The following is a 25,855-nucleotide window of genomic DNA, read 5'->3' as shown; positions in this document are numbered from 1 at the left end:
GCCGCGCTCCGCCTGCGGATGGCCGTGCTCCGTCTCCGCCGTGAGAAACCATATCCAGCATGAGACCTACCCGCAGCAGGCAGGTCTCATGCTGGATCTGGTTTCTCGCGCCATGCTCGCCGCCAGCGGCTGCAGCAGCGGCTGCAGCGGCGCCAGCGGCGGCAGCAGCGGCGCAGCGCCCCCCTACGCGATCGCGGCGGGCGTGATGCCGAAGGGGGCGAGGCCGGCGGCGCCGCCGTCCTCTGCGGTGAGCACCCAGATGCCGTCGTCGTGCAGGGCGACGCTGTGCTCCCAGTGCGCTCCGTCCGAGCCGTCGGTCGTGGTGACGGTCCAGTCGTCGTCCTCGACGTAGGTCTGGTCGGATCCCGCGGTCACCATCGGCTCGATCGCGAGCACCAGCCCTGGGCGCACTTCCGCGCCAGGGTCGGGAGTGCGGTAGTTGAACAGGCTCGGCGCCTCGTGCATCTTGCGGCCGATGCCGTGGCCGACGTACTCGCGCAGGATCCCGTACGCCGGTGCGACCGGGCTCGGGCCGGCGCCGAGGATGTGGTCCTCGATGGCGGCCGAGATGTCCCCAAGGTGCTTCGCCGTGGCCATCGCCGCGACCCCGGCCCAGAGCGATCCCTCGGTGACACGGGACAGCTCCTCCCGCGCCGAGACGATCGCGGCATGGCCGGCGTCGGGGACGACGACGGTGATGGCGCTGTCGCCGTTCCAGCCGCGGTACTGCGCACCGCAGTCGATCGAGACGATGTCACCCGCGCGCAGCACGCGCGCACCCGGGATCCCGTGCACGACCTCGTCGTTCACGGAGATGCACGTGGTGTGCCGGTATCCGCGCACCAGCTTGAAGTTCGACTCGGCCCCGCGGTCGCGGATCACGCGCTCGGCGATCGCGTCCAGCTCCCCCGTCGTGATGCCGGGGCGCACGGCCGCGCGCACCGCGGAGAGCGCGGCCGCCGTGATCAGGCCGGGCTCGAGCATCGCCTGCAACTGGGCGCGGCTCTTGTAGATCGAACGGCGGAAGGCCACGTCAGACCGCAGCCGCGCGCACGAGCCCGCGCACCTCGAGGGCCGCGAAGATGCGCTCGGTGATCTCGTCGAGATCCCCCACGCCGTCGATGCGGTCGACGATGCCCTTGGCGCCGTACGCGTCCAGGATAGGCGCCGTCTCGCGCTCGTAGATGTCCAGGCGGTGCGCGATGCCCGCGTCGGTGTCGTCGGCGCGGCCCTGCTCGGCCGCACGGACCTTCAGGCGCGCGAAGACCTCCTCACGCGGGACGTCCAGCAGGATCACCGCGTCGAGGGCGGCGTCGATCTCGGCCAGGAACCCCTCGAGCTGCGCGACCTGGGCCGCGTTGCGCGGGTACCCGTCGAGCAGGAAGCCGTCGACGGCGTCCGGCTGAGACAGCCGGTCGCGCACCAGGGCGCCGGTCAGCTCGTCGGAGACGAGGTCTCCGGCCTGGAGGATGGCCGTGACCTTCTTGCCGAGCGGCGTGCCCTCCTTGATGTTGGCGCGGAAGATGTCGCCGGTGGAGACGACCGGGATGCCGTACGCGTCGGCGATCCGAACCCCCTGCGTGCCCTTGCCGGAGCCCTGCGGGCCCACGATCAGCAGGCGTGCGGTGGAGGTTGTGGATGCCGTCATCGTAGGAGCCCTTCGTAGTGTCGCTGCTGCAGCTGCGCGTCGATCTGCTTGACCGTCTCCAGCCCGACGCCGACGATGATCAGGATCGATGCGCCGCCGAACGGGAAGTTCTGGTTCGCGCCCACCGTGGCCAGCGCGATCAGCGGGATCAGCGCGATGAGACCCAGATACAGGGATCCGGGAAGTGTGATGCGCGTGAGCACGTAGTCGAGGTACTCGGCGGTCGGCCGGCCGGCCCTGATGCCGGGGATGAAACCGCCGTACTTCTTCATGTTGTCGGCGACCTCGACCGGGTTGAACGTGATCGCGACGTAGAAGTAGGTGAACCCGATGATGAGCAGGAAGTACACCGCCATGTAGACCGGGTGGTCGCCCTTGACGAAGTACGTCATGATCCAGGTCGCCCACGCCGGAGGCGTCTTGCCGTCCTGCGGGATGTTGAACTGCGCGACCAGCATCGGGATGTACAGCAGCGACGACGCGAAGATGACCGGGATCACGCCCGCCATGTTCACCTTGATCGGGATGTACGTGTTGGTGCCGCCGTACGTGCGCCGGCCCACCATCCGCTTCGCGTACTGCACCGGGATGCGGCGCTGCGACTGCTCGATGAAGACGACGAGCGACATCACGATGATGCCGACGATCAGCACGAGCAGGAACACCTCGAAGCCGCGGGTCTGCCAGATGCTCCACATCGCGCCGGGGAAGGTCGCTGCGATCGAGGTGAAGATGAGCAGCGACATGCCGTTGCCGATGCCCCGCTCGGTGACGAGCTCGGCGAACCACATGATCAGGCCGGTGCCGGCGGTCAGCGTGATGATCATGAGCAGCTGCGCCCACCACACGTCGTTCGTGAGCAGCTGCTTGCACGCGGCGATGCTGGTCTGGCCGAACAGCTGGCCGCTGCGGGCGACGGTCACCAGAGTCGTCGACTGCAGCAGTGCGAGCGCGATCGTCAGGTAGCGCGTGTACTGGGTCAGCCTGGCCTGACCGGCCTGACCCTCTTTGTGCAGGGTCTCGAAGTGCGGGATGACCACGCGCAGCAGCTGGGTGATGATGGTGGCCGTGATGTACGGCATCACGCCCAGGGCGAAGATCGACAGCTTCAGGAGCGCGCCGCCGGAGAAGAGGTTGACCAGTCCGAGAAGGCCCTGAGTGCCCGAGTTGGCGGCCAGGCACTCCGTCACGTTCGGAAAGCTCACGAAGGGAGCGGGGATCGTGGATCCGAGCCGGTAGATGGCGATGATCGCGATCGTGAAGCCGATCTTGCGACGCAGGTCCGGCGTGCGGAAGATCCGCGCGATGGCGCTAAACAAAAGCTTGCCTCCTGAAGGGGATGACCGTCCAAATGAGGACAGTCATTAGCCAGGGTAACGCAAGAGGGGCCGGAGAAATCTCCGGCCCCTCTTGACAGCTGTTACTTGACGGATCCGCCGGCGGCGACGATCTTCTGCTCGGCAGAGCTGGAGACCTTGTCGACCGACACGGTCAGCGCCACGGCGATGTCGCCGTTGCCCAGGACCTTGACCTTCTCGTTCTTGCGGACCGCGCCCTTGGCCACGAGGTCGGCGACGGTGACGTCTCCGCCCTTCGGGTAGAGCTCGGCGAGCTTCTCCAGGTTCACGACCTGGTACTCGACGCGGAACGGGTTCTTGAAGCCGCGCAGCTTGGGGGTGCGCATGTGCAGCGGCATCTGCCCACCCTCGAAACCGACGCGAACCGTGTTGCGGGCCTTGGTGCCCTTGGTGCCACGGCCGGCGGTCTTGCCCTTGGAGCCCTCGCCGCGACCCACGCGGGTCCTGGCGGTGTTGGCGCCGGGGACCGGACGCAGGTGGTGCACCTTCAGGACGCCGGGACGGGAGACGGTGGTCTCCTCGGCCTTCTTGGCGGCGGGCTTCTTCGCGGCGGTCTTCGTCGCCGCTTCCTTCTTCTCAGCCATTAGTCGATCTCCTCAACCGTGACGAGGTGAGCGACCGCGCGGACGTAACCGCGGGTCTGGGCGTCGTCGGGACGGACGACCGAGTCGCCGATCCGCTTGAGGCCGAGCGAACGCAGCGTGTCGCGCTGGTTCTGCTTCTCGCTCACCTTGGACTTGACCTGCGTGACCTTGAGGCGCGCAGCCATCAGGCACCTGCCTTCTGCGCAGCGATGGCCTCGGCCTCTGCGCGGACGAGACGCGCCGGGGCGACCTGGTCGAACTCGAGGCCACGACGCGCGGCGACCGCACGGGGCTCCTCGAGCTGCTTCAGGGCCTCCACCGTCGCGTGCACGATGTTGATCGTGTTCGACGAGCCGAGCGACTTCGACAGCACGTCGTGGATACCGGCGCACTCGAGCACGGCGCGGACGGGACCACCGGCGATGACACCGGTACCGGCAGCGGCCGGGCGCAGCAGCACGACGCCGGCAGCGGCCTCGCCCTGCACGGGGTGCGGGATGGTCGACGCGGAGCGCGGCACGCGGAAGAAGTTGCGCTTGGCCTCCTCGACACCCTTCGAGATGGCGAGGGGGACCTCGCGGGCCTTGCCGTAGCCGACGCCCACGAGACCGTTGCCGTCGCCCACCACGACGAGCGCGGTGAAGCTGAAGCGACGGCCGCCCTTGACGACCTTCGACACGCGGTTGATGGTCACCACGCGCTCGAGGAACTGGTTGTCCCCGCGATCGCGCGAATTGCGGTCGCGGCCGCCCTGACCACGGTCACGGCCACCACGGCCGCCGCGGCGCTCATCGCGCTGCGGGGCCTCGGTGCCGGCCGCCGTCTCGGCGGGAGCCGTAGCCGTCTCGGTCACTTCGTTCTCCTTGATGTCACTCACAGTGCCAGCCCCCCTTCACGGGCGCCATCGGCGATGGCCGCGACGCGACCGGCGTACCGGTTGCCGCCGCGGTCGAACACGGCCTCCGAGACGCCGGCGGCCTTCGCACGCTCGGCGACGAGCTCGCCGACCTTGCGGGCCTTGGCGGTCTTGTCACCGTCGAACGCGCGCAGGTCGTTCTCGAGCGTGGAGGCGCTGGCCACGGTGCGGCCCTTGCTGTCGTCCACGAGCTGCACGAAGACGTGACGAGCAGAGCGGGTGACGACGAGGCGCGGACGCGCCTCGGTGCCCTGGATCTTCTTGCGAAGACGGGCGTGGCGACGCGAACGCGCGTCGGACTTCGAGGTGATCGCCATGGTTACTTACCACTCTTTCCGGCCTTGCGACGCACGACCTCGCCGGCGTACCGCACACCCTTGCCCTTGTACGGCTCGGGCTTGCGGATCTTGCGGATGTTCGCAGCCGCCTCGCCGACGGCCTGCTTCGAGATGCCGCTGACGGTGAGCTTGTTGTTGCCCTCGACCGTCAGGGTGATACCGGCGGGCGGGTCGATGAGGACCGGGTGCGAGAAGCCGAGGGCGAACTCCACAGAGCTGCCCTTCTGCTGCACGCGGTAACCGGTGCCGACGACCTCGAGGCCCTTGGTGTAGCCCTGGGTCACGCCGATGATGTCGTTGCTGATGAGGGTGCGGGTCAGGCCGTGCAGCGAACGCGAAGCGCGCTCGTCGTCCGGACGGGTGACGAGAACCTGGTTCTCCTCGACCGACACCTCGATGGGAGAGGCCACGGTGAGCGAGAGCTCGCCCTTCGGGCCCTTCACCGAGACCTCGCGGCCGTCGACCGTGACGGTCACGCCCGCAGGGATCTCGATGGGAAGTCGTCCAATACGCGACATTTCAGATCACCACACGTAGGCGAGAACTTCTCCGCCCACGCCCTTCTGCTCTGCCTGACGGTCCGTGAGCAGACCGGAGGAGGTGGACAGGATCGCGACGCCGAGGCCGCCGAGCACCTTGGGGAGCTCCGTCGACTTCGCGTACACGCGGAGACCGGGCTTCGAGACGCGCTTGATGCCGGCGATCGACCGCTCGCGGTTCGGGCCGTACTTCAGCTCGATCGTGAGGTTCTTCCCGACGCGGGCGTCAGCGACCTCCCAGCCGGCGATGTAGCCCTCCTGCTGGAGGATCTCGGCGATGTGGGTCTTGAGCTTGCTCGACGGCAGGGTCACGGAGTCGTGATGCGCCGAGTTCGCGTTGCGCAGACGGGTCAGCAGATCTGCGACCGGGTCTGTCATCGTCATAGTTGTCTTCTTTCGTCATGAGGTTCCGGCTGCCGTTACACGACAGACGGCCTGCGATGAACACGCAATTTTCAATTGTACGTCACCGCGGACTGCCACGCAGACCGCGGAACGGTCGTTGAGCGAGGCGGCGGAGCCGCGGAGTCGAAACGGCCCGAAGACCGGATCCCGAGGGAACCCCCGGGATCCGGTCTTCAGAGCATGGTCTTACGCCTGTGCGTCGTTCGACTTGAACGGGAAGCCGAGGTGGCGGAGCAGTGCCCGGCCCTCGTCGTCGTTCTTCGCCGTGGTGACGACAGTGATGTCGAAGCCGCGGACGCGGTCGATCTTGTCCTGATCGATCTCGTGGAACACGCTCTGCTCCGTGAGACCGAAGGTGTAGTTGCCGTTGCCGTCGAACTGCTTGTCGCTCAGCCCGCGGAAGTCGCGGATGCGCGGCAGCGCCAGGTTCACGAGGCGGTCCACGAACTCCCAGGCGCGGTCGCCGCGGAGGGTGACGTGCGCGCCGATGGGCTGGCCCTCGCGCAGCTTGAACTGCGCGATGGACTTGCGGGCCTTCGTGACGATCGGCTTCTGGCCGGTGATCTTGGTGAGGTCGTCGACCGCACCATCGATCACCTTGGAGTCGCGCGCCGCCTCACCGACACCGGTGTTGACGACGACCTTGACCAGGCCGGGGATCTGCATGACGTTCTCGTAGCCGAACTCGTCCTGCAGGGCCTTCTTGATCTCGTTGTTGTACTTCGCCTTCAGGCGGGGCTGCACCTTGACAGCGCCCGCGGCGTCAGCAGCCGCCATCAGAGGTCCTTACCGCTCTTCTTCGCGTAGCGCACGCGGACCGTGCGCTTCACGCCGTCCTTGACCTGCTCCTCGACGCGGTGGCCGACGCGGGTCGGCTTCTTCGTCTCGGGGTCGATCAGGGCGACGTTCGAGATGTGGATGGGGGCCTCGATGGTCTCGATGCCGCCCGTCTTGGTGCCGCGCTGCGTCTGACCGACGCGGGAGTGCTTGGTGGCGTAGTTCACGCCCTCCACGATCACGCGGTTCTGCTCGACGAGGACCTCGAGGACCTTGCCCTGCTTGCCGCGGTCGCCGCCCTTTTCCTGCTTGCGGCCGGAGATGACCTGGACCAGGTCACCCTTCTTGATGTTCGCCATGAGTTACAGCACCTCCGGGGCGAGCGAGACGATCTTCATGAACTTCTTGTCACGGAGCTCACGGCCGACCGGACCGAAGATGCGGGTGCCGCGGGGCTCCCCGTCGTTCTTCAGGATCACGGCGGCGTTCTCGTCGAACTTGATGTACGAGCCGTCGGGACGGCGGGTCTGCTTCACGGTGCGGACGATGACGGCCTTGACGACGTCACCCTTCTTCACGTTCCCACCGGGGATCGCGTCCTTCACCGTGGCGACGATGATGTCGCCCACGCCGGCGTAGCGACGGCTGGAGCCGCCGAGCACGCGGATGGTGAGCAGCTCCTTGGCGCCGGTGTTGTCGGCGACCTTGAGTCGGGACTCGGTCTGGATCACTTTGCCTTCTCCAGGATCTCCACCAGACGCCAGCGCTTGGTGGCGCTCAGCGGGCGGGTCTCGTTGATGAGAACGAGGTCGCCGATGCCGGCGGTGTTGTTCTCGTCGTGCGCCTTGACCTTGGTCGTGCGGCGGATCACCTTGCCGTACAGCGGGTGCTTCACGCGGTCCTCGACCTCGACGACGATGGTCTTGTCCATCTTGTCGCTGACGACGTAGCCACGGCGCGACTTGCGGTAACCGCGGGCGTCGGCGTCGCGCACATCGTGCGAGACGACCTCGGCCTCTGCGGCAGCAGCCTTCTTCTCAGCCATTACTCGGCCTCCTCCTTCGGCGCGTCGGCCTCATCGGCCTTCTTCGCCTTTGCCTTGGACGCCTTCTTGGCCGGAGCCTCGACCGGAGCGGGCGTCGCACGGATGCCCAGCTCGCGCTCGCGGATCACGGTGTACAGGCGCGCGATGTCGCGCTTGACGGCGCGGATGCGGCCGTGGCTCTCCAGCTGGCCGGTGGCCGACTGGAAGCGGAGGTTGAACAGCTCCTCCTTGGCCTTGCGCAGCTCCTCGACGAGGCGCTGGTCTTCGAACGTGTCGAGCTCGGTCACACCGAGCTCCTTGGTGCCGATCGCCATTACGCGTCGCCCTCCTCGCGCTTGATGATGCGTGCCTTGAGCGGCAGCTTGTGAATGGCACGGGTCAGTGCCTCGCGAGCGAGCTGCTCGTTGACACCGGCGACCTCGAACAGGACGCGACCCGGCTTGACGTTGGCGACCCACCACTCCGGGGAGCCCTTACCGGAACCCATGCGGGTCTCGGCAGGCTTCTTCGTGAGCGGACGGTCGGGGTAGATGTTGATCCACACCTTTCCACCGCGCTTGATGTGACGCGTCATCGCGATACGAGCGGACTCGATCTGACGGTTGGTCACGTACGCGGAGGTGAGGGCCTGGATGCCGAACTCGCCGAAGGAGACCTTCGTGCCGCCGGTGGCGGCGCCGTCACGCTTCGGGTGGTGCTGCTTGCGGAACTTGACCTTGCGAGGGATAAGCATCAGGCAGACGCTCCTTCTGCGACGGGAGCCTCGCTGCGCGGGCCACGGCGGCGGTCGCCGCCACGGTCGCGGGAGGGCTTCTGGTTGGCCTGCTCGCGAGCGAGCTCCTTGTTGGTGAGGTCGCCCTTGTAGATCCAGACCTTCACGCCGATGCGGCCGAAGGTGGTCTTGGCCTCGTAGAAGCCGTAGTCGATGTTCGCGCGCAGCGTGTGCAGCGGCACACGACCCTCGCGGTAGAACTCCGACCGGCTCATCTCCGCGCCGCCGAGGCGGCCCGAGACCTGGATCCGGATGCCCTTGGCACCGGCGCGCTGGGCACCCTGGAGGCCCTTGCGCATGGCGCGGCGGAAGGCGACGCGAGCAGAGAGCTGCTCGGCGATGCCCTGGGCGACGAGCTGAGCGTCGGCCTCGGGGTTCTTCACCTCGAGGATGTTCAGCTGGATCTGCTTGCCCGTGAGCTTCTCGAGGTCGCCACGGATGCGCTCGGCCTCGGCGCCGCGGCGGCCGATGACGATGCCGGGACGCGCGGTGTGGATGTCCACACGCACACGATCGCGGGTCCGCTCGATCTCGATGTTGCTCACGCCGGCGCGGTCGAGCTGCGTCTGCAGGAGCTTGCGGATCCGGATGTCCTCGGCCACGTAGTCGGCGTAACGCTGACCCGGCTTGGTCGAGTCGGAGAACCACCGGGACACGTGGTCCGTGGTGATGCCGAGGCGGAAGCCGTACGGGTTTACCTTCTGTCCCATTACTTGCTCGCCTTCTTCGTCTTGGCACCCGCGGTCTCAGCGACCTCAGGGGTGGCCAGCACGACCGTGATGTGGCTCGTGCGCTTCTTGATCTGGAACGCGCGGCCCTGGGCGCGGGGCTGGAAACGCTTCAGCGTCGTCCCCTCGTCCACGAAGGCGTTCTTCACGTACAGGTCCTGCTCGTCGAGGTACTCACCGTCGCGATCGGCCTTCACCTGAGCGTTCGCCATCGCGGAGTGCACGAGCTTGTAGATCGGCTCGGAAGCGCTCTGCTGCGCGAACTTCAGGATGGCGAGGGCCTCAGCGGCCTGCTTGCCCTTGATGAGCGCGACGACACGACGAGCCTTCTGAGGGGTCACGCGGATGTGTCGCACGCGTGCGATGGACTCCACCATCTCTCTCTCCTCTCTGCGCCGCCGCGTCAGCGGCGACGGCCCTTCTTGTCGTCCTTCACATGGCCGCGGAAGGTGCGGGTGGGCGCGAACTCGCCCAGCTTGTGGCCGACCATGGACTCGGACACGAACACGGGGATGTGCTTGCGTCCGTCGTGCACGGCGATGGTGTGTCCCAGCATGGCGGGGATGATCATCGACCGGCGCGACCAGGTCTTGATGACGTTCTTGGTGCCGGCTTCGTTCTGCACGACCACCTTGCGAAGCAGGTGCTCGTCGACGAAGGGGCCCTTCTTAAGACTGCGAGGCATCTTCTCTTACTCCTACTTGCGCTTCTTGCCAGCGTTACGGCGACGCACGATGTACTTGTCGCTTTCCTTGTTGGCGTGACGGGTGCGTCCCTCAGCCTGGCCCCACGGGGTGACGGGGTGACGTCCACCGGACGTCTTGCCCTCACCACCACCGTGCGGGTGGTCGACCGGGTTCATGGCGACACCGCGGACGGTCGGGCGGACGCCCTTCCAGCGCATGCGGCCGGCCTTGCCCCAGTTGATGTTCGACTGCTCGGCGTTGCCGACCTCGCCGATCGTCGCACGGCAGCGCGCGTCGACGTTGCGGATCTCGCCCGAGGGGAGACGCAGCTGCGCGTAGGGGCCGTCCTTCGCGACCAGGCGCACGGAGACGCCGGCCGAGCGGGCCATCTTCGCGCCGCCGCCGGGGCGGAGCTCGATGGCGTGGATGACCGTACCCGTGGGGATGTTCTTCAGCGGGAGGTTGTTGCCCGGCTTGATGTCGGCGGAAGCGCCCGACTCGACGACGTCGCCCTGCTTCAGCTTGTTCGGCGCGAGGATGTAGCGCTTCTCGCCGTCGAAGTAGTGCAGCAGCGCGATGCGCGCGGTGCGGTTGGGGTCGTACTCGATGTGAGCGACCTTGGCGTCGATGCCGTCCTTGTCGTTGCGACGGAAGTCGATGACGCGGTACTGGCGCTTGTGGCCGCCACCGATGTGACGGGTGGTGATGCGGCCCTGGTTGTTGCGGCCGCCGGTCTTGCTCAGCGGACGGAGGAGCGACTTCTCCGGCGTCGATCGGGTGATCTCGGCGAAGTCGGCCACCGACGAGCCGCGGCGACCCGGGGTCGTGGGCTTGTACTTGCGAATAGCCATGTTCTGTCCTTATCCCCCGGTCAGTTCACTGCCGTGAAGATGTCGATGGTGCCCGACTTCAGAGCCACGATCGCGCGCTTGGTGTCCTTGCGCTTGCCGGTGCCGAAGCGGGTGCGGCGAGCCTTGCCGACGCGGTTGATCGTGTTGACGCTGGCGACCTTGACGTCGAAGATCTTCTCGATGGCGAGCTTGATCTCCGTCTTCGAGGCGCGCGGGTCCACCAGGAAGGTGTACTTGCCCTCATCGATCAGTCCGTAGCTCTTCTCGGAGACGACGGGCTTCAGGATGATGTCGCGCGGATCCTTGTTCGCGGCGGCGGCGAGGATGTTGTCGCTCATGCCGAGACCTCCTCGGTAGCGCCGGTCTTCTGCGCGACGAACGCGTCGAAGGCGGCCTTGGTGAAGACGAGGTCGTCGGAGTTGACCACGTCGTAGGCGTTGAGCTGGTCGAAGTACAGCACGTGCACGCCGGCCAGGTTGCGGACGCTCAGCGCGGTCAGGTCGTCGTCGCGGTCGATGACCACGAGGACGTTCTTGCCCGGGAGCGCGGTCAGGAACGCGGCGGCCGTCTTGGTGGACGGCTTGCCCTCGATCCCGAAGGACTCGACGACGTGCAGGCGCTCACCGCGGAAGCGGTCGCTCAGCGCACCCAGCAGGGCGGCGGCGATCATCTTCTTGGGGGTGCGCTGCGAGTAGTCGCGCGGCTTCGGGCCGTGGACGATGCCACCACCGGTCATGTGCGGCGCGCGGATCGAGCCCTGACGGGCGTTACCCGTGCCCTTCTGCTTGAAGGGCTTGCGGCCGGCGCCGGAGACCTCACCACGACGCTTGGTCGAGTGGGTGCCCTGGCGGGCCGCGGCGAGCTGCGCGACGACGACCTGGTGGATCAGCGGGACGTTGGTCTTGGCGTCGAAGATCGCGGCGGGGGCGTCGACCGTACCGGTCTTCTTGCCGCCGGCGAACACGTCGAGCGTCAGAGTGGTGTCAGCCATGGGACTCAGGCACCCTTCACTGCGTTGCGGACGTAGACGATGCGGCCGCGCGCACCGGGGACGGCGCCCTTGACGAGCAGCAGACCCTTCTCGGCGTCGACGGCGTGCACCGTGAGGTTGAGGACGGTGACGCGCTCTCCACCCATGCGACCGGCCATGCGCATGCCCTTGAAGACACGGCTCGGGGTCGAGGAAGCACCGATCGAGCCGGGCTTGCGGTGGTTGCGGTGCGAACCGTGCGAGGCGGAGACGCCCTTGAAGTTGTGGCGCTTCATGACACCGGCGAAGCCCTTGCCCTTGCTGGTGCCGACGACGTCGACCAGCTGGCCGGCCTCGAAGGTGCCGTCCACGGTGAGCTCCTGGCCCAGCGTGTAGTCGCCGGCGTCCGCGGTGCGGATCTCGGTGACGTGACGGCGCGGGGTGACACCCGCGGCCTCGAAGTGCTTGACGAGCGGCTGGGTGACCTTGCGCGGGTCGATCTGACCGGCCGCGATCTGCACGGCGTTGTAGCCGTCCTTCTCGGGGGTGCGGATCTGGGTGACCACGTTCGGAGCCAGCTCGATGACGGTGACCGGCACGAGCTTGCCGTTCTCGTTCCAGACCTGGGTCATGCCGAGCTTGGTGCCGAGCAGGCCCTTGGAAATCTTTGCGTTGATATCGGCCATCTCGATCCCCTTACAGCTTGATCTCGATGTTGACGTCAGCAGGAAGGTCGAGACGCATGAGCGAGTCCACGGCCTTCGGCGTCGGGTCGACGATGTCGATCAGACGCTTGTGGGTGCGCATCTCGAAGTGCTCGCGGCTGTCCTTGTACTTGTGGGGCGACCGGATGACGCACACGACGTTCTTCTCGGTCGGAAGCGGCACCGGGCCGACGACGGTCGCGCCCGCACGGGTCACGGTGTCGACGATCTTGCGGGCCGACGTGTCGATGACCTCGTGGTCATACGACTTCAGGCGAATGCGGATCTTCTGTCCCGCCATTGTCTGCTCTCTCTCATTAAGCGTCGTACCTGCCCGGACCGGGTGATCCGGGGGCATTGGACGCGCGACGGCGCGTTCTGCGCCTTCGCACTCCTCCTCCTGGCGCAGTTGCGGATCCTGAGATCCGGTCCCTGAGCCTGTCGAAGGGGCGCACCACTGTTCTGCTGTCAGCCCTGAGCCTTGCGACCCGCGGAAGCCGACCCCCGCACACGGCGGGGCCTCGGTGAAGAGGTGTCGGTTGTGTGTTCTGCTGCCCGCGGCCCAGATCCCTGCGCCCGCCTCCCGATGAAGAAGGAGGGGCGCCGTCTGTGCACTGCCGTGACAGTGATCCGTGGCACGTCGCAACGCGCACCGGAATGTGGAACCTCACTAGTCTACGTGCAGCCCGGGCGTGTCGCAAACTCGGGCGTGTCGCGCACGTAGCCCGGCGTGTCGCCCGGGGAACGCCGGACCGGGTGGGACGGCGCGGTGCCGGCCGTGCACGACGAAGGCGGGGCGCCGTGGCACCCCGCCTTCGCGGAAACCGTCAGAGCACGGCAGCGATCACTCGGTGCCGACGGCCTTGTCGACGTCGTCGCGGACTCCGTCGATCTGCTCGGCGGCACCCGGCGCGACCTTCTTGGCGAGGTTCGCTGCCCCCTCCAGAACGCTGTCGCTGATGCCCTCGGCCTGCTCGCTGTGCAGGACCTCGTCGATCTTCTCCTTGTTCTCCTCGAAGAACTCCTTGCCCTTGTTCACCGCGTCGTTGATGGCGTCTCCGAAACCCATGGGATCCCCTCCATTGCCGGCGGCCGACGATCGACCGCGCATGGCCCATTCTGCCGGTCGGCCATCGGGAGCGGAACCCCGAGATCGGCGCCCGGACACGACAGAGGGGCCGGACCCGAAGGTCCGACCCCTCTGCGAGGAAGCAGCTGCTTACTTGACGATCTTCGTGACCGTGCCGGCGCCGACGGTGCGGCCACCCTCGCGGATGGCGAAGCCGAGGCCCTCCTCCATGGCGATCGGCTGGATCAGCTCGACCGACATGTCGGTGGTGTCGCCGGGCATGACCATCTCGGTGCCCTCGGGCAGCGAGATGACGCCGGTGACGTCGGTGGTGCGGAAGTAGAACTGCGGGCGGTAGTTCGTGTAGAAGGGGTTGTGGCGGCCACCCTCGTCCTTGGACAGGATGTACGCGGTGCCCTCGAAGTCGGTGTGCGGGGTGATCGAACCCGGCTTCACGACGACCTGGCCGCGCTCGACGTCCTCGCGCTTGGTGCCGCGGAGGAGCAGACCGCAGTTCTCGCCGGCCCATGCCTCGTCGAGCTGCTTGTGGAACATCTCGATACCGGTGACCGTGGTCTTCTGCGTCGGGCGGATGCCGACGATCTCGACCTCGGAGTTGATCGCGAGGGTGCCACGCTCGGCGCGGCCGGTGACGACCGTGCCACGACCGGTGATCGTGAAGACGTCCTCGATCGGCATCAGGAACGGCTTGTCCTTGTCGCGCACCGGGTCGGGGATCGAGTTGTCGACGGCCTCCATGAGGTCGAGGATCGACTGCGTCCACTTCTCGTCGCCCTCGAGCGCCTTCAGGCCCGAGACGCGCACGACCGGCGCGTCCTCGGCGAAGCCCTGGCTGGCGAGCAGCTCGGAGACCTCGAGCTCGACGAGCTCCAGGATCTCCTCGTCGTCGACCATGTCGGCCTTGTTCAGCGCGACGAGCAGGTACGGCACGCCGACCTGCTTGGCGAGCAGAACGTGCTCACGGGTCTGCGCCATCGGGCCGTCGGTGGCGGCGACCACGAGGATCGCGCCGTCCATCTGAGCGGCACCGGTGATCATGTTCTTGATGTAGTCGGCGTGACCGGGCGCGTCGACGTGCGCGTAGTGACGCTTCGGGGTCTCGTACTCGACGTGCGAGATGTTGATCGTGATACCGCGCTGACGCTCCTCAGGAGCCGAGTCGATCGACGCGAAGTCGCGCTGCACGTTGGTGGCCGACGGGAACTTGTCGGCGAGCACCTTCGAGATCGCGGCGGTGAGCGTGGTCTTGCCGTGGTCGACGTGACCGATCGTTCCGATGTTCACGTGCGGCTTGGTCCGCTCGAACTTGGCCTTAGCCACTGGGTCCTCCTCAGGACGTCGTGTAGGGGCGCCGGGCACTGGATTGTGACCGTTTCCCTACGGGTTTGGGTTCTCAGTTTAGTAGAGAGACGATGTGAAGTTGTCTGAGTGCCTGGCGGACCCCGCGGGGCCCGCCAGGCTCCTAGGGCTTACTCGCCCTTGGTCTTCTGGACGATCTCGTCGGCGACGGCCTTCGGGACCTCGGCGTAGCTGTCGAACTCCATCGAGTAGACCGCACGGCCCGAGGTCTTCGAGCGCAGGTCGCCGATGTAGCCGAACATCTCGGACAGCGGCACCGACGCGCGGACGACCTTGACGCCCTGGGCGTCCTCCATCGACTGGATCTGGCCGCGACGCGAGTTCAGGTCGCCGATCACGTCGCCCATGTACTCCTCGGGCGTGCGCACCTCGACGGCCATGAGCGGCTCGAGCAGCACGGGGTTCGCGCGGCGCACGGCCTCCTTGAAGCCCATGGATCCGGCGATCTTGAACGCCATCTCCGAGGAGTCGACGTCGTGCGAGGCGCCGTCGAGCAGCGTCGCCTTGACGCCCACCATCGGGTAGCCCGCGAGCGCACCGGTCGCCATGGCGTCCTGGAAGCCCTGGTTGGTGGGCTCGATGTACTCGCGCGGGATGCGACCACCGGTCACGCTGTTCACGAACTCGTACGACTTCTCGTCGTTCAGGTCGAGAGGCTCGATCGTGAACTGGATCTTCGCGAACTGGCCGGAGCCACCGGTCTGCTTCTTGTGCGTGTAGTCGTGCTTCTCGACGGCCTTCTTGATCGTCTCGCGGTACGCCACCTGCGGCTTGCCGACGTTCGCCTCGACCTTGAACTCGCGCTTCATGCGGTCCACGAGGATGTCGAGGTGCAGCTCGCCCATGCCCTTGATGGTCGTCTGACCGGTCTCGGGGTTGAGCTCGGTGCGGAAGGTCGGGTCCTCCTCGGCGAGCTTCTGGATCGCGGTGCCCAGCTTCTCCTGGTCTGCCTTGGTCTTCGGCTCGATCGCGACCTCGATGACCGGCTCCGGGAACGTCATCGACTCGAGGACGACCGGCTGCGCGATGTCGGCGAGGGTGTCACCGGTGGTGGTGTCCTTCAGGCCGATCACGGCGTAGATGTTGCCGGCGGTGAGCGAGTCGACCGGGTTCTCCTTGTTGGCGTGCATCTGGAAGATCTTCCCGATGCGCTCCTTCTTGCCCTTGGTCGAGTTGATGACCTGGGCGCCGGAGTCGAGGTGACCCGAGTAGACGCGCACGTAGGTCAGGCGACCGAAGAACGGGTGCACGGCGACCTTGAACGCGAGGGCCGCGAACGGGTCGTTCGCGTCCGGGTGGCGCTCGATGATCTTCTCTTCGTCCTTGGGGTCGTGCGCCTCGATGGCGGGCACGTCCAGGGGCGAGGGGAGGAAGTCGACGACCGCGTCGAGCATCGGCTGCACGCCGCGGTTCTTGAACGCGGAACCGCAGAGCACCGGGTAGAGCTCCGACGCGACGGTCAGCTTGCGGATGGCGCCCTTGATCTCGGCGACCGTGAGCTCCTCACCGCCGAAGTACTTCTCGAGCAGCGCGTCGTCGGACTCGGCGACGGTCTCGAGCAGCGTGTGGCGGTACTCGTCGGCCTTGTCCTTGAGGTCGGCGGGGATCTCCTGCACCTCGTACTTGGCGCCCATGGTCACGTCGCCCTTGGCATCGCCGGGCCAGACCAGTGCGCGCATCTCGATGAGGTCGATGACGCCGACGAAGTCGCTCTCGGCGCCGATCGGCAGCTGCAGGACGAGCGGCTTGGCGCCGAGGCGGTTCACGATGGTGTCGACCGTGTAGTAGAAGTCCGCACCCAGCTTGTCCATCTTGTTGACGAAGCAGATGCGGGGAACGTTGTACTTGTCGGCCTGACGCCACACCGTCTCGGACTGGGGCTCGACGCCCTCCTTGCCGTCGAACACGGCGACCGCGCCGTCGAGGACGCGGAGCGAGCGCTCCACCTCGACCGTGAAGTCGACGTGACCGGGCGTGTCGATGATGTTGATCTGGTGCTTGTCCCAGAAGCAGGTCACGGCGGCAGACGTGATCGTGATGCCGCGCTCCTTCTCCTGCTCCATCCAGTCGGTCGTCGAGGCGCCGTCGTGGGTCTCACCGATCTTGTGGTTCACACCCGTGTAGAACAGAATGCGCTCGGTGGTGGTGGTCTTGCCGGCATCGATGTGCGCCATGATGCCGATGTTGCGGACCTTGCTCAGGTCGGTGAGCACGTCTTGTGCCACGGGGTGTCCTTATCCTCTGCTGTCGTTGTCACGACGAAAGTGAAGTGGGTTGCCCGTCCGGGGAGCGTTCGGCTCCCCGGACGGACGGGCTGTTACCAGCGGTAGTGCGCGAAGGCGCGGTTCGACTCGGCCATCTTGTGGGTGTCCTCGCGGCGCTTGACCGCGGCGCCCAGGCCGTTCGAGGCGTCCAGGATCTCGTTCTGGAGACGCTCGGTCATGGTCTTCTCGCGACGGCTCTTCGCGTAGCTCACGAGCCAGCGGAGGGCGAGCGTGTTCGCGCGGTGCGGCTTCACCTCGACCGGGACCTGGTAGGTCGAGCCGCCGACGCGGCGGCTCTTGACCTCGAGGGTCGGACGGATGTTGTCGAGCGCCTTCTTCAGGGTCGCGACGGCATCCTGACCGCCCTTCGCCTCAACGCCGCGGAGGGCGCCGTAGACGATGGCCTCGGCGAGCGACTTCTTGCCGTCGATGAGGATCTTGTTGACCAGCTGACTGACGATCGGTGCGCCGTAGACCGGGTCGTTGACGACGGGGCGCTTGGGGGCGGGGCCCTTACGAGGCATCTAACTCAACCCTTCTTCGCGCCGTAGCGGGAACGAGCCTGCTTACGGTTCTTGACGGCCTGGGTGTCCAGGGCGCCGCGGACGATCTTGTAGCGGACACCGGGGAGGTCCTTCACACGGCCACCGCGCACGAGCACCAGCGAGTGCTCCTGCAGGTTGTGGCCCTCACCGGGGATGTACGCGGTGACCTCGGTGCCGTTGCGCAGCTTCACACGGGCGACCTTGCGCATCGCCGAGTTCGGCTTCTTCGGGGTGGTGGTGTACACGCGGGTGCACACGCCGGCCTGCTGCGGGTTCGACTTCAGGGCGGGAGCCTTGGTCTTAGAGACCTTGGGCGAACGACCCTTGCGAACCAACTGCTGAATAGTTGGCACTGCTTCTCCTTGTTGTGCTGCACGGTGACAGCGTGATGGGGTTCACATCAGACCCGCCCGCACGCCGAAGCCGACGTGCGTATGGATGGTGGGTATGCCGTGGGGGCGGAACCGGCGAGTGCCGGCGCCCTGCATGCGCGCGTCAGGACACACGCATACCCGTCCTATGGTAATGCCGCGTAACACGGTCGGTCAAATGCGCGCGGGCGGCGCGCCGGGCCGGATCCGCCCGCGGTCGTGGGGTTCGGATTCGGCGGCGGATCCGGAGCCGATCAGCGCAGGTCTCGCAGGCGGGCGGTCATCGGAGCCCGCTCGGCGCGCCGTTCGGCCGTGGTCGCGATGGTGAGCAGTACCGACCCCATCACCGCGAGCGTGATCCACCAGGGCATAGCGATCTTCATCTATCGAAAAGCGATAGCCATGCGCGCGCGCCAGCGCCAGCGCCAGCGCCAGCCCGGATCCGGTCTCCCAGCGAATGTCCGGCTGCGCACACGCCCCGCTCGGCGAGACACCAGATCCAGCATGAGACCTACCTTCTGCAGGCGGGTCTCATGCTGGATCTGGTTTCTCGCGGATCCGGGCCGGCAAACGGCGCGCGCCGCGGTCAGAGCGTGTCGGGGTCGAAGGGGGAGTCCAGTGCCTCGGTCAGCTCCGCGAGCATGGCCTCGATCTGCGGCTCCACATACTCCGAGATCGCCGCCTGCACGCGCAGGCGATGCCGCAGCAGCAGACCGCAGATCTCCCGGCCCACGACGTTCGCGTAGTCGTCGGCGAGGGCGACCTCGCGCCGCAGGGCGGCCTTGGCCTCGTCGCTGAGCGGCGGCAGCGGGGGCAGCTCGCGCGCGTCCTCGTCGGCCATGCCGGCGATCGTGAACAGGAAAGGCGCCCCCGGCACCGGATCCGGATCCAGCGGCATGCCCTCGTACTCGGGCTCGAGGTCCTCGGTGGGCCGGTAGGCGCGCGCTCGGTTGCGGGCCGCCTGCTGGTCCAGCTCGCCCTGCAGCATCGGCAGGTTGCGGGCGGTGTACTCGGCGACCGCATGGTCCACGATCGTCTTGATCCTGGTAGACAGCCCGTGCTGCACGCCGTGCGGCACGTTCGCGCCGATGCCCGCGGCCGACAGCACGGGAGAGCCGAGGCAGCGGCGGCACGGAGCGACCCGGCCGCGGTGGGTGGACGGCTCCCAGCGCGGCACCCAGCGCAGCCAGGCCTCCACGGCCTGATCCACCTGGGTCTCCAGCGAGCGCTCCACGTTCCCAGCGTACGGGCCCGACACGCCCGGGTGCGCGCGGCGCGCGAATCCGGCTACCGGTCCTCGTCCTTCTCCCACGGCCAGCGCGGGGCGCGGGAGGCCGTGCGGCGCAGCGCGATCCCGACCCACGCCGCGATGAGGGCCGACAGCACCATCACCGCACTCGATCCGCCGAGCACGAGCTGGCCGGCCGCGGCCGTCGCCCGCACGGCGCCTGACCCCTCCGACACCGCGGCCCCCCATACGCCGCCGAGGTGCACGAGCGCGGCCGCCAGCGCGAGGAAGACGCTCGAGACGAACGACGGGCGGACCTCGGCGAGCACGCCGCGCAGCGCGAGGGCGAACACCAGCACGGCGAGGCCCATGCCGACGATGCCGGGCAGCTGGCCGAGCCGGGGCACGGAGATGATGTCCTGCTCGGAGAACAGGCTGAGCATGCCGAGCCCCATGATGGCGAGCGCGAAGAAGGAGACCACGCCGATCGCCCAGGCGAGCACGGGCGGAACCCCCGCGCGCCGTGGCTCGCGGGGGTCCTGCGTCGAAGCGTTCGTGATGGTCTCCCTGCGGGAGGGGCGGGGCCGCTTACTGCGGCAGTCGGGGTCCGGCCTCGAGGACGCGCTCGTACTCGCGCTGCGCCTCCTCGTTCCGTGCGGTGCGGCGCGCCCCGGTCCGAGCCGCCCAGGCGCCGAACCAGATCGTGAGCTCGCGACCGAAGATGAAGGCCGCGATCGCGAGCGGCGCGAGCAGCTGCGAAGCCGCGAGCCTGCCGAGCTCGGTGGTGCCGAGCTTCCAGAACTCCACGGATCCGATGGCGCCGAGAACGTGCCCGAAGTAGGCGAACACCCCGACGACGATGCCGAAGACCACCCAGAAGCCCCAGCGCCCGCGGTTGATGATCGCGCCGAGCAGCCAGAAGCCGATCGCGAACAGGGCCACCGGCAGCCATAGGCCGGCACTGAGCAGCTGGCCCTGCAGGAACGTGCCGATGCTGTCGCCGGTGACCTTGCCGGCGATCGCGGCGATGCCGAGCGCGGTGCCGAGGTACAGCACGGCGAAGCTGAGGGCGGCGAGCAGGCCGATCCCGAAGATCGCTCCGCGGTTGCCGCGCTCGCGCGGCGCCTCGGGCGCCTGCACGAAGATCGGGAGGGGGGCGGCGTCCGCCGGCTCCGGCTCGCCGACGCGCGGCTCGGTCTGCGACGTGATCACCTGCGTCTCGCCGGCGACCGCCTCGGGCGTGAGGGTCGTCGTGGAGCCGATCGCGGTGGTCTCCGCCGAGCTCTCCGGCGTCTCGGCGCGCGGCGGCGGCGGGGTGAAGGTTCCGCCGAACGTGCCGGGGTACGAGGCCTCGGCCTCGGCGAACGCTGCCACGTCGGGGTCCTCGGCCGGGACTGCGGGCTTCTCCGCCGCCTCGGCACGGGCGGGCGCGGCAGACGCGTCATCGTCCGGACGCTCTTCGGAGACCCGCTCCCCCGCGCCGTGCTCGGTGGTGTCTCTCCTGCCCTCGGCAGCGCGGGCGGCCTCGGCCAGGCTCTCGTTCGCACTCTGCGCGACGGCGGCGTGATCGGGCGCGACGGCGGCGTGATCGGGCGCGACGTCCTCCGTCTCGGGCGCGGGGCTGAGCGCCCCGTCCTCTGCAGGCGCGGCCGGCGTCTCATCGGCGGGCTCGACGGCACCCCCAGCGGGGGCGGCGGCCACGGCGTCGTCGACGTCGTGCGCCTGCGCCGGCTTCGAAACCTCGTGGTCACTCATGGGAGCTCCTCAATCCGGGTGCGGTCCTTCGAGGGTAGCTCCGGGATCCGGCCCGGCACCGGAGGCGTGCCGGGGAATGTCGAGGCCGCCGCGCGGTCACTGCCCGACGGAGCCGAGCACCTCGGCGAAGTACTTCACCATGACCGGTCCCATCGGCGCGGCCAGATAGAACAGGCCGGCGACGACGCCGGCGCAGACGACCCCGGCGAGCCAGGCCACGCCCGTGTTGCGTCCCCCGATCCGTGCCATGCTCCGAGCATACGAGCGCGCAGCAGCGGCCCCCGGGCGGCACGCGGAGCGCCGCCCGGAGTGCCGCCCGGGTCGCCCGCCCCGGTCGGCGTTTCAGGGCGCGACGGCCCCCGGAGCGGCCACGCCGGGCAGGGCCCAGGCGGCGAACACCGGGCCGTCGGCGGTGAGCACCGCGCCGCCGTCCGCGGCCACCGCCAGCATCGCGTCGCCGAAGAGAGCGTCCGCCGCGGCAGCGCCGGGCAGCGCGCCCGGGGCGAGCTCGACGTCCGCGTCGCCGCGCGCCGCGAGCACCAGCACGCTCTCCTGGGCGGACTCGCGCACGAAGACCACCGCATCGTCGCCGACGTGCAGCCAGCGCAGCCCGCCGGTGCCGAGCACGGGGTGCTCCCGCCGCAGCCGCACGAGGTCGCGGTACAGCGCGATCCGCTCCGCCACCTCGGGACGCCCCTCCGATCCCCACGGGATCGGCGTGCGGCTGGTCTCGCCGTCCACGCCGGTCAGCCCGAACTCGTCTCCCGCGAACACCACGGGCAGGCCGGGCAGCGTCATGGACAGTCCGACCGCGACCGGGACCGTGCCGGGGGCGGCGTTCGTGGCGAACCGCGCGGTGTCGTGAGTGTCCAGCGGCTGCATGTTGCCCAGCCGCACGCGCCACGGGATCCCTCCGGTGAACCGCGTCATCGAGTCGACGAAGTCGCGGGCGGTGTAGCGCGGGATGCCGCCGACCTCCATCCCGAAGAACCAGGGCTCGGTGCGCTCCTCCCCCTCCGCGGTCAGGTACGGCTCGCCGTTCGGCTCGCTGAGCCACGCCCAGACCGGCCGCGTGAACGACGGGTAGGTCATCGCTCCGTCCCAGCCGTCGCCCTGCAGGTCGCTCGTTGCGTCGTTGGTGGACTCGCCGAGCAGGATCGCGTCGGGGTTGATCCCGCGCACGGTCTCCCGCAGCAGCTGCCGCACCTCGGCGTTCAGGTCGACCGCGCCGAGCCGGCCGGTCATGTTCGCGACGTCCACCCGCCAGCCGTCGGCGCCGTACGGGGCCTTCAGCCAGCGCGCCACGACCGAGTCCTCGGCGACGATGAAGCGTTCCCGCAGCTGTTCGCTCGACCAGTCGAACTTCGGCAGGCTGAGGGCGCCCAGCCAGCATTCGTACTCGGTGTTGTCGGCGTTCGTGAAGTAGTAGAACGCCTCGTCCGGTGCGCCGGGACGGCCGTAGGCCGCGCGGAACCACTCGTGCCGGTCGCCGGAGTGGTTGCTGGTGAGGTCGCCGATCACCTTGATCCCGCGCCCGTGCGCCTCCTCGATCAGCCGGGCGTAGGCCTCGTCGCCGCCCAGCAGCGGGTCGACGCTCAGGAAGCTGGAGGCGTCGTAGCGGTGGTTGGAGGCGGCGGGGAACACCGGGGTGAGGTAGAGCAGGTTCACGCCGAGCTCGACGAGATGGTCGAGGCGCTCGATGACGCCGGTGAGGTCGCCGCCGTAGAACTGCTGCGCACGCCCCGGCATGAGCGGATCCACCGGGGTGTCCCAGGTCGCCGGGATCGCCCAGTCCGGCACCGGATGCTCGTCCGCCTGCGCCGAGCGGGCGAAGCGGTCGGGGAAGACCTGGTACATGACCGACTCGTGCAGCCAGGCGGGCGCGGGCGGCGCCGCGACGAGCGCGAAGTCCTCCGCGTCCAGCGTCTCCAGGCGATGGATCCCGGTCTGGTTCAGCCACTCGATCCGGCCGTCCGCGTGCTGCAGCAGGAAGCGGTAGCCGTGCCGCGGGTTGCGCACCGTGACCGGCGCCTCCCACCAGTCCCAGCCGTCGGCCGCGCCGATCCGCACTGCCTCGGTCCACTCCGGCTCGTGGTCGGGGTTCGAGCGCGTGCGCACGGCGGCGAGCGGGCCGTAGCCGGCGGGCACGCGCAGTCGCACCCGGACGACGTCGCCGAGAGCGGGCGCGTCGTCCGAGACGTGCAGCGGGGATCCGTCGTGGTGCGGGAGGAGATCGGTCATGTCAGGCCTTTCAGGGCGTGCGGCGGCGACCCGCCGGAAGTCGACGTGGTTGCACGACCGGTGCCGTGACAGAGCCCTTGAGTTGTGGGGGTGTGAGGAGGATCGCTATTTGACGCTGCCGGCGGTCAGCCCGCCGACGATGTACTTCTGCAGCGAGAGGAACAGCACCATCGGCAGGATCGCGGCGAGCACGGCTCCTGCGGCGAAGACCGCGTAGTTCTTCGCGTCGGTGGAGACGTACTGGTACAGCCCGACCGCGAGCGTCTGCTTCTCCGGGGAGATCAGCACGGTGGACGCGATCAGGAAGTCGCCGGTGATCCCGATGAACGAGAGCATCCCGACGACCGCGAGGATCGGCGCGACCAGGCGCAGGATGATCGTGAAGAAGATCCGCGCGTGCCCCGCACCGTCGATCTTCGCGGCCTCGTCGATCGACGCGGGGATCGTGTTGAAGAAGCCGTACATCAGGAACGTGTTCGCACCCAGGGCGCCGCCGAGGTACACCAGGATCAGGCCGATCTGCGAGTTCAGCCCCAGTGCGGGGAAGATGTCACCGATCGCGGACATCAGCAGGAAGATCGCGACGATCGCGAGGAGCTGCGGGAACATCTGCACGAGCAGCAGCGTCATCAGCCCCGCCCTGCGCCCGCGGAAGCGCATGCGGGAGAAGGCGTACGCCGCGAGTGCGCACAGGATCACGCTGCACACCGAGGTGAGCACGCCGATGAAGATCGTGTTCAGGAACCACGCGCCGTAGGGGCGGGTCGGATCCTGGAACAGCTGCACGTAGTTGTCCAGGCTGATCTTCGAGAACAGCCCGTTCGTGCTGAGCAGGGTCCCCCCGGGGTTCAGCGACGCGGACAGCACGTACACGAGGGGGAAGCCGGCGAACACCAGCATGACGAGGCCGATGATGTGCCGCCACCCGGTCTCCCGGAACCAGCGGCCGAACGGCCTGCGGGCGTGCGGAGCGGGAGCGGCGATCAGGGCCGCCGTGGAGACGGGCACCGCGGTCGTGGAAAGCATGTCGGTCATGTCAGTTCAGATCCTCCAGCACCTTGGTCTGCCGGAACCCGATCAGCGAGATCCCGGCGACGAGCACGAAGATGATGATCGAGAAGGCGCTCGCGAGGCCGTAGTCCCGCTCGGAGCCGACGAAGGCGACCTTGTAGACCATCGAGATGAGCAGATCCGTGGATCCCACGTTGATGCTCGCGTCGGTGAACTGCGGACCACCGTTCGTGAGCAGGTAGATGAGCCCGAAGTTGTTGAAGTTGAACGCGAACGAGGCGACCAGCAGCGGCGCGACGGCGACCAGCAGCAGCGGGAACTTGATGAGCCGGAACGTCTGCCAGACGCTCGCCCCGTCCACCCGCGCCGCCTCGACGACGTCCTCCGGCAGCGACTGCAGCGCGCCGGTCGTCACGAGGAACATGTACGGGAAGCCGAGCCACAGGTTCGCGACCAGGATCGCGCCCTTGGCGAGCCAGGGATCCGTCAGCCATGGGATCTTCGCACCGCCGAGCGCGACCTGGTTGATGAAGCCGAAGTCCGTGTTGAACAGGCCGGCCCACACCAGGGCGGACAGGAACGCCGGGAACGCGTACGGCAGGATCATGATCACGCGGTAGTACTTGCGGCTGCGCATCTTCGGGTCGTTGAAGACGATCGCGAGGAACAGCCCGAGGATGAACGTCGTGGCGACCGAGAGGATCGCGAACGCGAAGGTCCAGGTCAGCACCGCGAGGAACGGCCCGCGGATGGACTGGTCGGAGAACGCGCGGACGAAGTTCTCGCCGCCGACCCAGACCTGCCAGCCCGGCAGCAGCTTGCTGCCGTCCTTCGCGGTGAACGCGCCGTGCCCGGTGTCGCGGTAGACCGTGCCCGACTTGCTGTCGGTCATGGTGTCGGCCTTCGGATCCCACTTCAGCGTCGAGGTGAACAGGTACGCGCTGGATCCGTCGGTGGTCTTGAGGTAGCCCTTGTTGACGTCCGCGGAGATCGGCACCGCGAGCTTCGCGATGTCGTCCTGATGGGCGATGATGCCCTGGAAGTCGAGGGTGGTGTAGCCGGGAGCGCCCGTGGCGGTGACCCCGGGCTCGCTCGAGAGCGGGTGGCCGGCGCCGCCGATGAGCGGCTGGTCGGATCCGGGCTTCTCGGTGAGCAGGTAGAACTTCCCGTCCTTCTCCAGGATCTTGACCGGGAAGGTGGGCGAGTCGGCGACGCGGGTCTGCGACTGCAGCAGCAGCGCGCTGACCGCGTCGTCCTTGGTGGAGTTGTGCCCGGAGCCGTAGTTCGTGAACGCGACGTACCCGGAGTAGAGCACCACGAAGATCTGGAAGATCAGCAGGAAGACGAGCCCCGGCGTCAGGTACTTCGCGGGCAGCAGCCCGGGGATCAGGTAGACCGCGTTGACCGCGATCACGCCCACGGCGACCAGCGTCGCCGGCGTCCACTGTCCGCTCGTCGCGAGCGAGAACACGGCGAAGACCGCCAGCGCGTCGATCACGCCGAGTGCGACGATCTTGACCAGCCACACCTTCCAGCCGGCCGATGCGGCCTCGGCGTAGGCGGCCGCGCGCCGCTGGCGGCGATGCCTGGCCCTGTCCTCGGCGGACACGACCGTCTTCTCCTGCACGGCAGGACCCGTCATCTCGACCCCTTCACAACGTCGTCTCCGG

35 protein-coding genes are annotated in these 25,855 nt (G+C 68.2%); all 35 read right to left on the bottom strand.

The window, feature by feature from the left end:
- Positions 1-183: 183 nt before the first annotated feature.
- The 35 genes from map to ACTJJZ_RS11865 all read right to left on the bottom strand — a co-directional run bounded on the left by map (position 184) and on the right by ACTJJZ_RS11865 (position 25,827).
- Positions 184-1,032 (bottom strand): type I methionyl aminopeptidase, encoded by an 849-nt coding sequence (gene map, locus ACTJJZ_RS12035; RefSeq protein WP_440721426.1) that lies wholly within the window; start codon positions 1,030-1,032, stop codon positions 184-186.
- Between the two features lies 1 nt (position 1,033).
- Positions 1,034-1,648, bottom strand: coding sequence for an adenylate kinase (locus ACTJJZ_RS12030; protein WP_440721425.1), 615 nt, complete (start codon positions 1,646-1,648; stop codon positions 1,034-1,036).
- Positions 1,645-2,967 (bottom strand): preprotein translocase subunit SecY, encoded by a 1,323-nt coding sequence (secY, locus tag ACTJJZ_RS12025; RefSeq protein ID WP_440721424.1) that lies wholly within the window; start codon positions 2,965-2,967, stop codon positions 1,645-1,647. The genes ACTJJZ_RS12030 and secY overlap by 4 nt, the downstream gene beginning before the upstream one ends.
- A gap of 101 nt (positions 2,968-3,068) precedes the next feature.
- On the bottom strand, positions 3,069-3,590 hold the full coding sequence (gene rplO, locus ACTJJZ_RS12020; RefSeq protein ID WP_440721423.1) for a 50S ribosomal protein L15: 522 nt from the start codon (positions 3,588-3,590) through the stop codon (positions 3,069-3,071).
- Complete coding sequence (gene rpmD, locus ACTJJZ_RS12015) at positions 3,590-3,775, bottom strand: 50S ribosomal protein L30 (RefSeq protein ID WP_440721422.1); 186 nt, start codon at positions 3,773-3,775, stop codon at positions 3,590-3,592. Before rpmD ends, rplO begins: the two co-directional genes overlap by 1 nt.
- Positions 3,775-4,467 carry a 30S ribosomal protein S5 gene (gene rpsE, locus ACTJJZ_RS12010; RefSeq protein ID WP_440721421.1) on the bottom strand — a complete coding sequence of 231 codons (693 nt, stop codon included), beginning with the start codon at positions 4,465-4,467 and terminating at the stop codon, positions 3,775-3,777. Before rpsE ends, rpmD begins: the two co-directional genes overlap by 1 nt.
- Entirely contained in the window at positions 4,464-4,823 is a 360-nt protein-coding gene (gene rplR, locus ACTJJZ_RS12005; protein ID WP_440721420.1) for a 50S ribosomal protein L18, read from the bottom strand. Before rplR ends, rpsE begins: the two co-directional genes overlap by 4 nt.
- Before the next feature lie 2 nt (positions 4,824-4,825).
- Complete coding sequence (gene rplF, locus ACTJJZ_RS12000; protein ID WP_440721419.1) at positions 4,826-5,362, bottom strand: 50S ribosomal protein L6; 537 nt, start codon at positions 5,360-5,362, stop codon at positions 4,826-4,828.
- A 6-nt stretch (positions 5,363-5,368) separates the two neighbouring features.
- A complete protein-coding gene (rpsH, locus tag ACTJJZ_RS11995) occupies positions 5,369-5,767 on the bottom strand; it encodes a 30S ribosomal protein S8 (RefSeq protein ID WP_440721418.1) in 399 nt (132 codons plus the stop codon).
- Positions 5,768-5,974: 207 nt separating this feature from the next.
- Positions 5,975-6,565 (bottom strand): 50S ribosomal protein L5, encoded by a 591-nt coding sequence (gene rplE, locus ACTJJZ_RS11990; RefSeq protein ID WP_045249915.1) that lies wholly within the window; start codon positions 6,563-6,565, stop codon positions 5,975-5,977.
- Positions 6,565-6,924 carry a 50S ribosomal protein L24 gene (gene rplX, locus ACTJJZ_RS11985; RefSeq protein ID WP_440721417.1) on the bottom strand — a complete coding sequence of 120 codons (360 nt, stop codon included), beginning with the start codon at positions 6,922-6,924 and terminating at the stop codon, positions 6,565-6,567. Before rplX ends, rplE begins: the two co-directional genes overlap by 1 nt.
- Before the next feature lie 3 nt (positions 6,925-6,927).
- Positions 6,928-7,296 carry a 50S ribosomal protein L14 gene (gene rplN / locus ACTJJZ_RS11980; protein ID WP_345186667.1) on the bottom strand — a complete coding sequence of 123 codons (369 nt, stop codon included), beginning with the start codon at positions 7,294-7,296 and terminating at the stop codon, positions 6,928-6,930.
- A complete protein-coding gene (gene rpsQ, locus ACTJJZ_RS11975; protein ID WP_052674221.1) occupies positions 7,293-7,610 on the bottom strand; it encodes a 30S ribosomal protein S17 in 318 nt (105 codons plus the stop codon). The genes rplN and rpsQ overlap by 4 nt, the downstream gene beginning before the upstream one ends.
- A complete protein-coding gene (gene rpmC, locus ACTJJZ_RS11970; protein WP_045271047.1) occupies positions 7,610-7,924 on the bottom strand; it encodes a 50S ribosomal protein L29 in 315 nt (104 codons plus the stop codon). Before rpmC ends, rpsQ begins: the two co-directional genes overlap by 1 nt.
- Entirely contained in the window at positions 7,924-8,343 is a 420-nt protein-coding gene (rplP, locus tag ACTJJZ_RS11965; RefSeq protein WP_440721416.1) for a 50S ribosomal protein L16, read from the bottom strand. Before rplP ends, rpmC begins: the two co-directional genes overlap by 1 nt.
- On the bottom strand, positions 8,343-9,092 hold the full coding sequence (gene rpsC / locus ACTJJZ_RS11960) for a 30S ribosomal protein S3 (protein ID WP_440721415.1): 750 nt from the start codon (positions 9,090-9,092) through the stop codon (positions 8,343-8,345). The genes rplP and rpsC overlap by 1 nt, the downstream gene beginning before the upstream one ends.
- The gene (gene rplV, locus ACTJJZ_RS11955; protein WP_440721414.1) at positions 9,092-9,487 is read right to left on the bottom strand and encodes a 50S ribosomal protein L22; all 396 of its coding nucleotides are present in this window, start codon (positions 9,485-9,487) and stop codon (positions 9,092-9,094) included. Before rplV ends, rpsC begins: the two co-directional genes overlap by 1 nt.
- A 26-nt stretch (positions 9,488-9,513) precedes the next feature.
- A complete protein-coding gene (rpsS, locus tag ACTJJZ_RS11950) occupies positions 9,514-9,795 on the bottom strand; it encodes a 30S ribosomal protein S19 (protein WP_440721413.1) in 282 nt (93 codons plus the stop codon).
- Positions 9,796-9,807: 12 nt separating this feature from the next.
- Entirely contained in the window at positions 9,808-10,647 is an 840-nt protein-coding gene (gene rplB / locus ACTJJZ_RS11945; RefSeq protein ID WP_440721412.1) for a 50S ribosomal protein L2, read from the bottom strand.
- Between the two features lie 20 nt (positions 10,648-10,667).
- Entirely contained in the window at positions 10,668-10,985 is a 318-nt protein-coding gene (gene rplW / locus ACTJJZ_RS11940) for a 50S ribosomal protein L23 (RefSeq protein WP_045249924.1), read from the bottom strand.
- On the bottom strand, positions 10,982-11,638 hold the full coding sequence (gene rplD, locus ACTJJZ_RS11935; protein ID WP_440721411.1) for a 50S ribosomal protein L4: 657 nt from the start codon (positions 11,636-11,638) through the stop codon (positions 10,982-10,984). The genes rplW and rplD overlap by 4 nt, the downstream gene beginning before the upstream one ends.
- A 5-nt stretch (positions 11,639-11,643) precedes the next feature.
- The gene (rplC, locus tag ACTJJZ_RS11930) at positions 11,644-12,303 is read right to left on the bottom strand and encodes a 50S ribosomal protein L3 (protein ID WP_440721410.1); all 660 of its coding nucleotides are present in this window, start codon (positions 12,301-12,303) and stop codon (positions 11,644-11,646) included.
- A 10-nt stretch (positions 12,304-12,313) separates the two neighbouring features.
- Positions 12,314-12,622: a 30S ribosomal protein S10 gene (gene rpsJ, locus ACTJJZ_RS11925; RefSeq protein ID WP_017201594.1), complete on the bottom strand. Its 309-nt coding sequence runs from the start codon at positions 12,620-12,622 to the stop codon at positions 12,314-12,316.
- Between the two features lie 543 nt (positions 12,623-13,165).
- Positions 13,166-13,390 carry a hypothetical protein gene (locus ACTJJZ_RS11920; protein ID WP_440721409.1) on the bottom strand — a complete coding sequence of 75 codons (225 nt, stop codon included), beginning with the start codon at positions 13,388-13,390 and terminating at the stop codon, positions 13,166-13,168.
- A gap of 150 nt (positions 13,391-13,540) precedes the next feature.
- Positions 13,541-14,731 (bottom strand): elongation factor Tu, encoded by a 1,191-nt coding sequence (gene tuf, locus ACTJJZ_RS11915; RefSeq protein ID WP_440721408.1) that lies wholly within the window; start codon positions 14,729-14,731, stop codon positions 13,541-13,543.
- A gap of 149 nt (positions 14,732-14,880) precedes the next feature.
- Positions 14,881-16,995, bottom strand: a complete 2,115-nt coding sequence (gene fusA / locus ACTJJZ_RS11910; RefSeq protein ID WP_440721407.1) for an elongation factor G — start codon at positions 16,993-16,995, stop codon at positions 14,881-14,883.
- 92 nt (positions 16,996-17,087) lie between these two features.
- On the bottom strand, positions 17,088-17,558 hold the full coding sequence (gene rpsG / locus ACTJJZ_RS11905) for a 30S ribosomal protein S7 (protein WP_440721406.1): 471 nt from the start codon (positions 17,556-17,558) through the stop codon (positions 17,088-17,090).
- Positions 17,559-17,563: 5 nt separating this feature from the next.
- A complete protein-coding gene (gene rpsL, locus ACTJJZ_RS11900) occupies positions 17,564-17,932 on the bottom strand; it encodes a 30S ribosomal protein S12 (RefSeq protein ID WP_013584051.1) in 369 nt (122 codons plus the stop codon).
- A gap of 604 nt (positions 17,933-18,536) precedes the next feature.
- Positions 18,537-19,184 (bottom strand): spermidine/putrescine ABC transporter substrate-binding protein, encoded by a 648-nt coding sequence (locus ACTJJZ_RS11895; protein WP_440721405.1) that lies wholly within the window; start codon positions 19,182-19,184, stop codon positions 18,537-18,539.
- A gap of 53 nt (positions 19,185-19,237) precedes the next feature.
- Positions 19,238-19,681 (bottom strand): hypothetical protein, encoded by a 444-nt coding sequence (locus tag ACTJJZ_RS11890; protein ID WP_440721404.1) that lies wholly within the window; start codon positions 19,679-19,681, stop codon positions 19,238-19,240.
- A gap of 85 nt (positions 19,682-19,766) precedes the next feature.
- Entirely contained in the window at positions 19,767-20,933 is a 1,167-nt protein-coding gene (locus ACTJJZ_RS11885; RefSeq protein WP_440721403.1) for an ABC transporter, read from the bottom strand.
- Between the two features lie 96 nt (positions 20,934-21,029).
- On the bottom strand, positions 21,030-21,182 hold the full coding sequence (locus tag ACTJJZ_RS11880) for a hypothetical protein (protein ID WP_440721402.1): 153 nt from the start codon (positions 21,180-21,182) through the stop codon (positions 21,030-21,032).
- A 93-nt stretch (positions 21,183-21,275) separates the two neighbouring features.
- Complete coding sequence (locus tag ACTJJZ_RS11875) at positions 21,276-23,174, bottom strand: glycoside hydrolase family 13 protein (protein ID WP_440721401.1); 1,899 nt, start codon at positions 23,172-23,174, stop codon at positions 21,276-21,278.
- 105 nt (positions 23,175-23,279) lie between these two features.
- The gene (locus tag ACTJJZ_RS11870; RefSeq protein ID WP_440721515.1) at positions 23,280-24,200 is read right to left on the bottom strand and encodes a sugar ABC transporter permease; all 921 of its coding nucleotides are present in this window, start codon (positions 24,198-24,200) and stop codon (positions 23,280-23,282) included.
- Between the two features lie 10 nt (positions 24,201-24,210).
- Positions 24,211-25,827, bottom strand: coding sequence for an ABC transporter permease subunit (locus ACTJJZ_RS11865; RefSeq protein ID WP_440721400.1), 1,617 nt, complete (start codon positions 25,825-25,827; stop codon positions 24,211-24,213).
- Positions 25,828-25,855: the final 28 nt, after the last annotated feature.

This window comes from Microbacterium sp. 22242, assembly GCF_052045495.1.
GTDB lineage: Bacteria > Actinomycetota > Actinomycetes > Actinomycetales > Microbacteriaceae > Microbacterium.
The sequence above is the reverse complement of the archived record's forward strand: the minus strand, read 5'-3'. Positions and strand labels throughout refer to the sequence as shown.

Excerpts from the sequence above, each read along its gene's own strand:
- ACTJJZ_RS12030 (WP_440721425.1), bottom strand. The coding sequence starts at position 1,648 with ATGACGGCATCCACAACCTCCACCGCACGCCTGCTGATCGTGGGCCCG.
- rplO (WP_440721423.1), bottom strand. The coding sequence starts at position 3,590 with ATGGCTGAGAAGAAGGAAGCGGCGACGAAGACCGCCGCGAAGAAGCCC.
- rpmD (WP_440721422.1), bottom strand. The coding sequence starts at position 3,775 with ATGGCTGCGCGCCTCAAGGTCACGCAGGTCAAGTCCAAGGTGAGCGAG.
- rplR (WP_440721420.1), bottom strand. The coding sequence starts at position 4,823 with ATGGCGATCACCTCGAAGTCCGACGCGCGTTCGCGTCGCCACGCCCGT.
- rplF (WP_440721419.1), bottom strand. The coding sequence starts at position 5,362 with ATGTCGCGTATTGGACGACTTCCCATCGAGATCCCTGCGGGCGTGACC.
- rpsH (WP_440721418.1), bottom strand. The coding sequence starts at position 5,767 with ATGACGATGACAGACCCGGTCGCAGATCTGCTGACCCGTCTGCGCAAC.
- rplE (WP_045249915.1), bottom strand. The coding sequence starts at position 6,565 with ATGGCGGCTGCTGACGCCGCGGGCGCTGTCAAGGTGCAGCCCCGCCTG.
- rplX (WP_440721417.1), bottom strand. The coding sequence starts at position 6,924 with ATGGCGAACATCAAGAAGGGTGACCTGGTCCAGGTCATCTCCGGCCGC.
- rpsQ (WP_052674221.1), bottom strand. The coding sequence starts at position 7,610 with ATGGCTGAGAAGAAGGCTGCTGCCGCAGAGGCCGAGGTCGTCTCGCAC.
- rpmC (WP_045271047.1), bottom strand. The coding sequence starts at position 7,924 with ATGGCGATCGGCACCAAGGAGCTCGGTGTGACCGAGCTCGACACGTTC.
- rplP (WP_440721416.1), bottom strand. The coding sequence starts at position 8,343 with ATGCTTATCCCTCGCAAGGTCAAGTTCCGCAAGCAGCACCACCCGAAG.
- rpsC (WP_440721415.1), bottom strand. The coding sequence starts at position 9,092 with ATGGGACAGAAGGTAAACCCGTACGGCTTCCGCCTCGGCATCACCACG.
- rplV (WP_440721414.1), bottom strand. The coding sequence starts at position 9,487 with ATGGTGGAGTCCATCGCACGCGTGCGACACATCCGCGTGACCCCTCAG.
- rpsS (WP_440721413.1), bottom strand. The coding sequence starts at position 9,795 with ATGCCTCGCAGTCTTAAGAAGGGCCCCTTCGTCGACGAGCACCTGCTT.
- rplB (WP_440721412.1), bottom strand. The coding sequence starts at position 10,647 with ATGGCTATTCGCAAGTACAAGCCCACGACCCCGGGTCGCCGCGGCTCG.
- rplW (WP_045249924.1), bottom strand. The coding sequence starts at position 10,985 with ATGAGCGACAACATCCTCGCCGCCGCCGCGAACAAGGATCCGCGCGAC.
- rplD (WP_440721411.1), bottom strand. The coding sequence starts at position 11,638 with ATGGCTGACACCACTCTGACGCTCGACGTGTTCGCCGGCGGCAAGAAG.
- rplC (WP_440721410.1), bottom strand. The coding sequence starts at position 12,303 with ATGGCCGATATCAACGCAAAGATTTCCAAGGGCCTGCTCGGCACCAAG.
- rpsJ (WP_017201594.1), bottom strand. The coding sequence starts at position 12,622 with ATGGCGGGACAGAAGATCCGCATTCGCCTGAAGTCGTATGACCACGAG.
- ACTJJZ_RS11920 (WP_440721409.1), bottom strand. The coding sequence starts at position 13,390 with ATGGGTTTCGGAGACGCCATCAACGACGCGGTGAACAAGGGCAAGGAG.
- rpsG (WP_440721406.1), bottom strand. The coding sequence starts at position 17,558 with ATGCCTCGTAAGGGCCCCGCCCCCAAGCGCCCCGTCGTCAACGACCCG.
- ACTJJZ_RS11885 (WP_440721403.1), bottom strand. The coding sequence starts at position 20,933 with ATGAGTGACCACGAGGTTTCGAAGCCGGCGCAGGCGCACGACGTCGAC.
- ACTJJZ_RS11880 (WP_440721402.1), bottom strand. The coding sequence starts at position 21,182 with ATGGCACGGATCGGGGGACGCAACACGGGCGTGGCCTGGCTCGCCGGG.
- ACTJJZ_RS11875 (WP_440721401.1), bottom strand. The coding sequence starts at position 23,174 with ATGACCGATCTCCTCCCGCACCACGACGGATCCCCGCTGCACGTCTCG.
- ACTJJZ_RS11870 (WP_440721515.1), bottom strand. The coding sequence starts at position 24,200 with ATGCTTTCCACGACCGCGGTGCCCGTCTCCACGGCGGCCCTGATCGCC.
- ACTJJZ_RS11865 (WP_440721400.1), bottom strand. The coding sequence starts at position 25,827 with ATGACGGGTCCTGCCGTGCAGGAGAAGACGGTCGTGTCCGCCGAGGAC.